Consider the following 6,594-nt stretch of genomic DNA (forward strand, 5'->3'; position numbering starts at 1 on the left):
CAAGGTCGCGATCAGGTTTGTAGGAAAGTCTGATGACCCCCAATACTGCCGGTTCTTTGCTGATGATGGCCTCTATGGGGTCCTTCGTGCTGAATGATACGTTCTTGAAGCTCACCAACGGTGCTGTGCCGTTATTCCAATTGATCTTTTTGCGCGGCATCCTGGCCACCGTGCTGGTTTTCCTTCTCGCGAGGTCTCTGGGTACACTGCGGCTAAATATCTCGCGGCGTGATAAGGGGTTGATTGCCCTGCGCGGTCTGGCGGAAGTGATTACTGCGTATTTTTTTCTAACGGCACTCTTCAAGATGCCGCTGGGAAATCTGAACGCAATCATGCAGGTAGTGCCCCTGACTGTCACATTGGGGTCGGCCTTGTTTTACCGTGAGGCGGTGGGGTGGCGCCGGATGTTAGCCATCGTAATCGGGCTGGGTGGCGTTTTACTGATCGTGCGGCCGGGGGTGGAAGGATTCAATATCTGGTCCCTCTACGCGATAGCGGCTGTGCTTGGAGTAACCGTACGTGATTTGATCACACGCAGGTTGTCGCCGGAGGTCTCTGGAATGAGCGTCACGCTGGGGACCACGCTGGCCGTTATGCTTGCCGCTGGCTTTGCCTCGATTACGAATGAGTGGGTCCCCATCTCTACCACCTCTGCCGCGAGCATCTGCGCGTCAGCCATCTTTGTCCTGCTCGGCTATTTTTCCAGTATTCAGGCGATGCGGACGGGAGAGGTCTCTTTCATCGCGCCGTTCCGTTACACTGGGTTGGTCGGGGCCATGCTGATCGGGTTCTTTGTGTTTGACGAGGTGCCGCGCGGGCTCACGTTGTTGGGCGCAAGCATTGTAATGGCCACAGGCATCTTCACTTTTTACCGAGAGCGCAAGCTGTCACGGGCGTGAGAAGACCTCTCACTTGGTCGTTGTCGATGTCGAATGTCTTGTAAATGTGGCCTGCCTGTTCTGCAGCCATAGCCTGATAGTCGAAGACGTTCTTTTTGCCCTGCAAACGGCTGTCGTTAAAATCGATATGGCCCCGCACCACCATGTCTTCACCGGTGAAGGTCATCGTCGGCTTTGTCTTCCGCAAGTTTGGTGGCCATGGCTCATAATCGTGTCGTCACTGCCTGCCTGTACCACCATCCCCAGCGCAATGGCTGAATACGGATGGCGATAAGGCCAGAGCTTTACCCCGTCGGACCCTGCGGTAAAGGCATAGCCCTGATTAAAATCAATCGCGACAGAACTGTTCCTTGCGTTGATTGCACTGAGGTCTTGGGCAGTCTGCTTGAACCGGTCGATAAAACTCAGTGCCATCGCGTCATCATCGTCCAAGCGGAATTGCAGATGGGGTTCGTTCGGCTCGTCGCGCCAGTCGTTAATCGCCTTTGTCATGATCTTGCGGTGCGGTCGTGGCGGATATTGGCGGATTTCGCATTGCTGGATGCCAGCAGTTTGATCGCGCAAGCGCTTGAGGTATGGTTCTGGAAACCACTTTCCGGTGACGATCAGTAACGTGAAATCAGTATCGGTTTGGGCGGCAATGCAAGGAAGGGTGATCGCCTCGAACTGCCGGAACAGTTCTTCCAGCCCTGCTTCGTCATATAACACCGCGGCGACATCGGCTTGGTCGTCGGCGCCGGCCTGAAACCCGCCTTTTCCGACGTAAGAAAAACGACAAAGTCCAACGGCCCGCATTCTATGCGTCCTTGAACACGCGCTGCACGTGATCGATATCGATGGCAAAGCGAGCGCGATACATTTCCGCCTGCTCGAAGTTCACAGGTTTGACCGGCACAGCCTTGACCTGCTTCTGCCGACTGTCGTTCGAGCCATTGTGACTCCGCACAAACATCGGCGGGTCGGCATAACTTACTACAGGCATAAAGCGGGCGATTTTCTCATGGGCAAAATTCATGATCGTTAGCGGAGAGTTGCCGCGGACCTGCATGCCCATCGCGGCGGGGTAGAGCTGGCGAAAGATATCGGTCGAGGCAATCCCGTTTGGCCCGAATTCGGCGACATGGCCCTTACTCCAGCCGAAGTTGACGGCCTTGTGCTGTGCTGCCAGGCTCTTTGCATCGTCGGATGCTGCGCGAAGACGTTCGATGAAGTCGATTGCAACGGCGTCGTCGTCGTCATGGCGAAATTGCAGGCATGGCTCTGAGGGGTCCTTGCGGGCCTTATTCAATATCTCTTTCATCACTTCACGCTGGGGGCGGGGAGGTTCTTGAATGATCCGGATCTGGGGAATGTTAGTGGTGATGTCATTGAGACGGTCACGGTGCTGTTTGGGGAGCTGCTCTCCAATCACAATAATCAGTTCGAAATCAGGATCAGTCTGGGCTTTAATGCAGGGCAGGGCCACGGTCTCCATCAGCCGGAAACGCTCTTCCAGACGGGTATCGTCGTAGAGATAAGCGATGCGGTCCTCTATGGCTTCATGTTCCACTTGAAACCCGCCGATGGCAGGATAGGAAAACCGGCAAAGGCCAATTACTTGAAGTGTCACTGCTGTCCTCACGCGTTTTGGACGGACTATGCGGGGGTAGGGGGGCTTTGGCAAGGGGTGGCCCCTGTTGACAGCATAGCCGACTCCCCGTATACGCGCGTTATCTTGCTAATGGGGGTCGCCCCTGCCGCACATATCATAACGCGTGTGATCAAGATCCAGGCCGCCTTATTTGGCCCGATCCTCTGTAAAGCATAGCCGCCTCGCTTACCTCGGTACGGAAGCGTTGCGGCCATAATGCTTTGGATCATCTGCTCCAGACCGCCGCATGGACGCATGAGGCACTCTTTCACCGCACGGGGGTCCGCCTGCGTGCAAATACGACAGCAACACGGGGATAAAACCGGAATGCCAACGATTCAGCAGCTGATCCGCAAACCGCGCCAGCCAAAACGCAAATATTCGAAATCCATGCACCTGCAGGAATGCCCGCAGAAGCGTGGCGTCTGCACGCGCGTTTACACAACCACTCCTAAGAAACCAAACTCCGCTATGCGGAAAGTTGCCAAGGTTCGCCTGACCAACGGTTTCGAAGTGATCTCCTACATCCCGGGTGAAAGCCACAACCTTCAGGAGCACTCGGTGGTCCTGATCCGTGGCGGCCGTGTAAAAGACCTTCCGGGTGTGCGTTACCACATCCTGCGCGGTGTTCTCGATACGCAAGGCGTTAAAGACCGTAAGCAGCGCCGCTCCAAGTACGGTGCGAAGCGTCCGAAGTAAGATCGCCTGTAGCCGGGTGGCTGACACCCGGCTGACCAAATCAGACAATATGCCGCGCTACGCGCCGCACCCCGCCAAGAGGAAGACAACTAGATGTCACGCCGCCACGCCGCTGAAAAACGCGAAGTACTGCCAGACGCCAAATACGGCGATCTTACCCTGACAAAATTCATGAACAACCTGATGATCGACGGCAAAAAGTCGACTGCAGAGCGTATCGTGTATAACGCTTTCGACCGCGTCGAAGCGAAAATCAAACGTGCGCCAGTGGAAGTATTCCACGAGGCCCTCGAAAACATCCAGCCATCGGTCGAAGTTCGTTCGCGCCGTGTGGGTGGTGCGACCTATCAGGTCCCCGTCGAAGTGCGCCCCGAGCGTCGCGTTGCACTTGCAATTCGCTGGTTGATCAAAGCTGCACGTTCGCGCAACGAAAACACCATGGAAGAGCGCCTTGCAGGCGAGCTGATGGACGCAGTCCAGTCCCGCGGTACAGCCGTTAAGAAGCGTGAAGACACGCATAAAATGGCCGATGCGAACAAAGCGTTCAGCCACTACCGCTGGTAACAATTTAAGATCGGGGCCCGGATCCGCTGGGCCCCTAAACTTTTTCAAAGCACACTCCTGAGGAAGCTTTCAAATGGCACGCGACTATCCCCTCGAACTGTACCGTAATTTTGGTATCATCGCGCACATCGATGCGGGTAAAACCACATGTTCCGAACGTATCCTGTTCTACACTGGTAAAGAGCATAACATCGGCGAAGTGCACGATGGCGCTGCGACAATGGACTGGATGGAGCAGGAGCAGGAACGGGGTATTACAATTACTTCCGCTGCAACGACTACATTCTGGGAACGTACAGAAGACGGCGTAGAGCCGGATTCTGCTAAGCACCGCATGAACATCATCGACACACCAGGCCACGTTGACTTCACGATCGAAGTTGAGCGTTCCTTGGCTGTTCTCGATGGTGCGGTTACCGTTCTTGACGCCAACGCCGGTGTTGAGCCGCAGACTGAAACAGTTTGGCGTCAGGCCGACCGTTATAAAGTTCCACGTATCGTTTTCGTGAACAAAATGGACAAGATCGGTGCAGACTTCTTTAACTGCGTCAAAATGATCCAAGACCGCACAGGTGCGATCCCTGCGCCCATCCAAATTCCAATCGGTGCCGAAACCGAACTGGAAGGCATGGTTGACCTCGTCACCATGGAAGAATGGGTTTGGGAAGGTGATGATCTGGGCGCAAGCTGGGTTAAAAAGCCAATCCGCGACAGCCTGAAAGAGACAGCCGACAAGTGGCGTGCACATCTGATCGAAAATGCGGTCGAGATGGACGATGAAGCCATGGAAAACTATCTGATGGATGGCGCCGAGCCTGATGTCGATACACTCCGCAAGCTGATCCGTAAGGGCACACTGGCGATCAAATTCATCCCCGTGCTTTGCGGCTCCGCGTTCAAGAACAAAGGCGTTCAGCCTCTGCTCAACGCTGTAATCGACTATCTGCCCAGCCCGATGGACGTTGTCGATTACATGGGCTTTAAACCCGGTGACGAAGAAGAAGTACGTAACATCCCGCGCCGTGCGGATGATGCTATGGCGTTCTCTGGCCTTGCCTTCAAAATCATGAACGACCCCTTCGTAGGCTCGCTCACGTTCACACGCATTTACTCCGGTGTTCTGAATAAGGGCGACACGCTCTTGAACTCCACCAAAGGTAAAAAAGAGCGTGTTGGCCGTATGATGATGATGCACGCCATCGAGCGCGAAGAAATCACCGAAGCATTTGCGGGTGACATCATCGCGCTGGCAGGTCTGAAAGACACCACAACAGGGGACACGCTGTGTTCAGTAGCTGATCCTGTGGTTCTTGAAACAATGACCTTCCCCACGCCTGTTATCGAAATCGCGGTTGAGCCTAAGACCAAGGCTGACCAAGAGAAGATGTCCACCGGTCTGGCCCGTTTGGCCGCCGAGGATCCATCCTTCACCGTTGAGACCGACATCGAATCCGGTCAGACGATCATGAAGGGTATGGGTGAACTTCACCTCGATATCCTGGTGGACCGTCTTAAGCGTGAATTCAAAGTTGAAGCTAACATCGGTGCGCCTCAGGTGGCTTATCGTGAGACTGTCAGCCGCGAAGCCGAGATCGTTTACACGCACAAGAAACAGTCGGGTGGTTCAGGCCAGTTCGCTGAAGTGAAAATGATCATCACACCAACAGAGCCCGGCGAAGGTTACTCGTTTGAGTCCCGCGTTGTGGGTGGTTCGGTGCCAAAGGAATACATTCCTGGCGTCGAAAAGGGTATCAAATCCGTTATGGACTCCGGCCCACTTGCGGGCTTCCCTGTGATTGACTTCAAAGTTGCGCTGATCGAAGGCAAATACCACGATGTTGACTCCAGCGTTCTGGCATTTGAAATCGCGGCCCGTATGGGTATGCGCGAAGGCATGAAAAAAGCCGGTGCGAAGATGCTCGAGCCGATCATGAAAGTCGAAGTTGTGACACCGGAAGAGTATACTGGTGGCATCATCGGCGATCTGACATCCCGTCGCGGTCAGGTGCAAGGTCAGGACACTCGCGGTAACGCGATTGCCATCGACGCATTCGTGCCACTGGCCAACATGTTCGGTTACATCAACACGCTGCGTTCGATGTCTTCGGGTCGTGCCAACTTTAGCATGCAGTTCGACCACTACGAGGGCGTACCGCAGAATATCTCTGACGAGATTCAGGCAAAGTTTGCATAATGATGAAACGGCTCAGGTTCATCGTTCATGCTGCGGCTTTTGGGCTTGCAGCGTGCGGTGAACCAAGCCAACTGCTCGACGCGTCTACCGTGTCGAGCATTCGGATCGCGGAGGTTACGGCCTCCACGTCTGTCACGCGTACAGAAACAGCTGTGCCAAAAGAACAGATTGTCGACGCGGCCCGCACTAAGGTCGCCCAGGCTCTGCGCTCTGGTAATCCCGGTGGGACACGCGCTGTGCGAGCGGATGTAAAAGCGACCCAATTCTTTATCGAAAATGCAGTTGCAGGGGCGCTGCTGGGTAGTAATTCAAGTTCGATCAATACCGTGATCACGCTTGTGGATGTGCAAACCGGCTAAGTTATCAAGGAACCGTTCACTGTCTTCGGTGTGACGGACCCGCCCCCCAACGATCCTTGGGGCTGCAGCTATAAAGTCGCCTGACGAAGAGCTGGCGATTATAACAACGGACCTTGCCCGGCGGGCGCGGATCGCAGTGTACGGAAATTAAGTGCCGGGGTGACCCGGCATCGGAAATCTAAAAGGAGCCAGTACCATGGCAAAGGCAAAGTTTGAACGTAACAAACCACACGTCAACATCGGCACAAT

General features: G+C 54.8%; 8 protein-coding genes. 5 read left to right on the plus strand and 3 right to left on the minus strand.

Features of this window, described 5'->3' with window-relative positions; all coding sequences use genetic code 11:
* Positions 1-32 precede the first annotated feature (32 nt).
* Positions 33-899: a DMT family transporter gene (locus V7730_RS16545; protein ID WP_335748703.1), complete on the plus strand. Its 867-nt coding sequence runs from the start codon at positions 33-35 to the stop codon at positions 897-899.
* Here V7730_RS16545 and V7730_RS16550 read toward each other — a convergent pair.
* Genes V7730_RS16550 through V7730_RS16560 form a run of 3 tightly spaced genes read right to left on the minus strand, consistent with a single transcriptional unit; the run spans position 862 to position 2,508 of the window.
* On the minus strand, positions 862-1,065 hold the full coding sequence (locus V7730_RS16550; protein ID WP_335748704.1) for a hypothetical protein: 204 nt from the start codon (positions 1,063-1,065) through the stop codon (positions 862-864). The genes V7730_RS16545 and V7730_RS16550 overlap by 38 nt on opposite strands.
* Complete coding sequence (locus tag V7730_RS16555; RefSeq protein WP_335748705.1) at positions 1,062-1,694, minus strand: glycosyltransferase; 633 nt, start codon at positions 1,692-1,694, stop codon at positions 1,062-1,064. The genes V7730_RS16550 and V7730_RS16555 overlap by 4 nt, the downstream gene beginning before the upstream one ends.
* A 1-nt stretch (position 1,695) precedes the next feature.
* Positions 1,696-2,508, minus strand: a complete 813-nt coding sequence (locus V7730_RS16560; protein ID WP_335748706.1) for a putative rhamnosyl transferase — start codon at positions 2,506-2,508, stop codon at positions 1,696-1,698.
* 348 nt (positions 2,509-2,856) lie between these two features.
* Between V7730_RS16560 and rpsL the strand changes: the two genes are divergently transcribed.
* From rpsL to V7730_RS16580, 4 genes are all read left to right on the plus strand, one after another.
* Complete coding sequence (gene rpsL / locus V7730_RS16565; protein WP_025063456.1) at positions 2,857-3,228, plus strand: 30S ribosomal protein S12; 372 nt, start codon at positions 2,857-2,859, stop codon at positions 3,226-3,228.
* Between the two features lie 93 nt (positions 3,229-3,321).
* Positions 3,322-3,792 (plus strand): 30S ribosomal protein S7, encoded by a 471-nt coding sequence (rpsG, locus tag V7730_RS16570; RefSeq protein ID WP_335748707.1) that lies wholly within the window; start codon positions 3,322-3,324, stop codon positions 3,790-3,792.
* Between the two features lie 73 nt (positions 3,793-3,865).
* Entirely contained in the window at positions 3,866-5,986 is a 2,121-nt protein-coding gene (fusA, locus tag V7730_RS16575; protein WP_335748708.1) for an elongation factor G, read from the plus strand.
* Positions 5,986-6,345, plus strand: a complete 360-nt coding sequence (locus V7730_RS16580) for a hypothetical protein (protein ID WP_335748709.1) — start codon at positions 5,986-5,988, stop codon at positions 6,343-6,345. Before fusA ends, V7730_RS16580 begins: the two co-directional genes overlap by 1 nt.
* Positions 6,346-6,594 lie beyond the last annotated feature (249 nt).

The sequence above is a fragment of the Sulfitobacter sp. genome, from assembly GCF_036961165.1.
In the GTDB taxonomy this organism is placed as follows: domain Bacteria; phylum Pseudomonadota; class Alphaproteobacteria; order Rhodobacterales; family Rhodobacteraceae; genus Sulfitobacter.

Bases quoted from the DNA above. Each gene is read 5' to 3' on its own strand.
- V7730_RS16545 (WP_335748703.1), top strand. From the start codon at position 33: ATGACCCCCAATACTGCCGGTTCTTTGCTGATGATGGCCTCTATGGGG.
- V7730_RS16550 (WP_335748704.1), bottom strand. From the start codon at position 1,065: ATGACCTTCACCGGTGAAGACATGGTGGTGCGGGGCCATATCGATTTT.
- V7730_RS16555 (WP_335748705.1), bottom strand. From the start codon at position 1,694: ATGCGGGCCGTTGGACTTTGTCGTTTTTCTTACGTCGGAAAAGGCGGG.
- rpsL (WP_025063456.1), top strand. From the start codon at position 2,857: ATGCCAACGATTCAGCAGCTGATCCGCAAACCGCGCCAGCCAAAACGC.
- rpsG (WP_335748707.1), top strand. From the start codon at position 3,322: ATGTCACGCCGCCACGCCGCTGAAAAACGCGAAGTACTGCCAGACGCC.
- fusA (WP_335748708.1), top strand. From the start codon at position 3,866: ATGGCACGCGACTATCCCCTCGAACTGTACCGTAATTTTGGTATCATC.
- V7730_RS16580 (WP_335748709.1), top strand. From the start codon at position 5,986: ATGATGAAACGGCTCAGGTTCATCGTTCATGCTGCGGCTTTTGGGCTT.